The following is a 2,206-nucleotide window of genomic DNA, read 5'->3' as shown; positions in this document are numbered from 1 at the left end:
GGCCCGCGAGCCGGGCCCGGCGGCCGCGGGCCGCGCGCCTCAGCGGTCCGCCGCCACCGCCACCACGCGGTAACCCTCCTCCTCCACCGCCGCACGGGCCGTGGCCTCGTCGAGCCCGTCGACCTCGACCGACCCGGCCGCGCGGTCCACCCGTGCCTGCCCGCCCCGTCGCGCCACCGCCTGCTGGATCGCGCGCTCGCAGTGGCCGCAGGTCATGCCTTCGACGATGAGCTTCATGGATGCCTCCGATCGGAAAACCGGTCGCCAGCATCCGCCCTTGCCCCGTGGGAAGGTCAAGCGGCCCGGCGCAGGCCGGCGCCGGGCTTGACCTTGCCATCATGGGAAGGTGCACGCTGCCGACATCGCAGACCGGAACGTCCTCCATGTCCACTTCCTCCATCAGCCTGCCCATCGAGGGCATGACCTGCGCCTCCTGCGTCGGCCGCGTCGAGCGTGCCCTCGCGCGCGTGCCGGGCGTGGCCGCCGCCGAAGTCAATCTCGCGACCGGGCGCGCGCGCGTGCTGGCGTCGGACACCGCGCCCGAGCCAGCCGCCCTGGCCCAGGCGGTCGAAGACGCGGGCTATCACGTGCCGGTGCAGCGCCACGAGCTGCCCGTCGAGGGCATGACCTGCGCCTCCTGCGTGGGCCGCGTGGAGCGCGCGCTGCGCCGCGTGCCGGGCGTGCTCGAGGCCAGCGTGAACCTGGCGACCGAACGCGCGACGGTCAGGGCACTGGGCGACGTGCGCCGCGCCGAGCTCGCGCGTGCCGTGCAGGACGCCGGCTACCGGGTACCCGAGGCGCCCGCGGGCACCCCGGCCGCCGCGCCGGCCGACGACGTCGGCGCCCGGCGCGAGAAGCGCCACCTGGTCCTGGCGACGCTGCTGACGCTGCCGCTGGTGCTGCCCATGCTGAGCGGCCTGGCCGGCGAACATGCCGCTCTGCCCGGCTGGCTGCAGTGGCTGCTGGCCACGCCGGTGCAGTTCTGGCTGGGCGCGCGCTTCTACCGCGCCGGCTGGAAGGCGCTGCGCGCGGGGACCGGCAACATGGACCTGCTCGTCGCCATCGGCACCAGCGCGGGCTACGGGCTGAGCCTGTGGAACCTGCTGCGCGACACGGGCCACCACGGCTCGGCGCCGCTGTACTTCGAAGCGTCCGCCGCCATCATCACGCTGGTGCTGCTGGGCAAGTTCCTCGAGGCGCGCGCCCGGCGGCAGACCAGCGAGGCGATCCGCGCGCTGCAGGCGCTGCGCCCGGCCACCGCGCGCCTGCGGCGCGACGGACGCGACGTCGAAGTGCCGATCGAGCAGGTGACGCCCGGCGACGTCGTCGTGGTCGGCCCGGGCGAGCGCTTCCCGGTGGATGGCGAGGTGCGCGAGGGCCATACCCATGCCGACGAATCGCTGGTCACCGGCGAGTCGCTGCCCGTGCCCAAGTCGCCGGGCGACCGCGTGACCGGTGGCGCGATCAACGGCGAGGGCGTGGTGCTGGTGGAGACGCGCGCGGTCGGCGCCGAATCGGTGCTGGCGCGGATCATCCGCATGGTCGAGGACGCGCAGGCGCGCAAGGCGCCGATCCAGAAGCTGGTCGACCGGGTGAGCGCCGTGTTCGTGCCCGCGGTCGTGGTCGTCGCGCTGGTGACGCTGCTGGGCTGGGGCCTGGCGACGGGCGACTGGCAGCAGGCGATCCTCAACGCCGTGGCGGTGCTGGTGATCGCCTGTCCCTGCGCGCTGGGGCTGGCCACGCCGACGGCGATCATGGCGGGCACCGGCGTGGCCGCGCGTGCCGGCATCCTCATCAAGGACGCGCAGGCGTTGGAGGTCGCGCACCACGTGGACGTGGTCGCCTTCGACAAGACCGGCACCCTCACCGCCGGCCGGCCGCGGCTGGTCGAGGCGGTGGCGGCCGATGGCGATGCGGACGTGCTGCTCGCCATCGCCGCCGCCCTGCAGACCGGCAGTGCCCACCCGCTCGCGCATGCGGTGCTCGAAGCCTGCGACCCCTCGCGCCGCGCGCGCGCCGTGGACGTGCGCGCGGTGCCGGGGCGCGGCGTCGAAGGGCGCGTCGAGGGCGCGACCTACCTGCTCGGCAACGGCGCCATGCTGCGCGAGGCCGGCATCGACACCACGGCACTGGAAGCGCGCGCGGCCACGCTGCGCGAGGCCGGCCACACGCTCTCCTGGCTCGCCCGCGCGGGTGACGACGCGCG

General features: G+C 75.4%; 2 protein-coding genes. One reads left to right on the top strand and one right to left on the bottom strand.

Translation table 11 applies throughout. The annotated features are described in order from the left end of the window. Positions 1 to 39 precede the first annotated feature (39 nt). Positions 40 to 237 (bottom strand): heavy-metal-associated domain-containing protein, encoded by a 198-nt coding sequence (locus EYQ95_RS26050; protein WP_132332111.1) that lies wholly within the window; start codon positions 235 to 237, stop codon positions 40 to 42. Between the two features lie 146 nt (positions 238 to 383). Here EYQ95_RS26050 and EYQ95_RS26045 point away from each other — a divergent pair. After that, a partial coding sequence (locus tag EYQ95_RS26045; RefSeq protein WP_132332109.1) for a heavy metal translocating P-type ATPase occupies positions 384 to 2,206 on the top strand: 1,823 nt, incomplete at its 3' end.

This window comes from Lysobacter sp. N42 (assembly GCF_004344885.1).
This window is presented reverse-complemented; position numbering and strand designations above follow the sequence as displayed.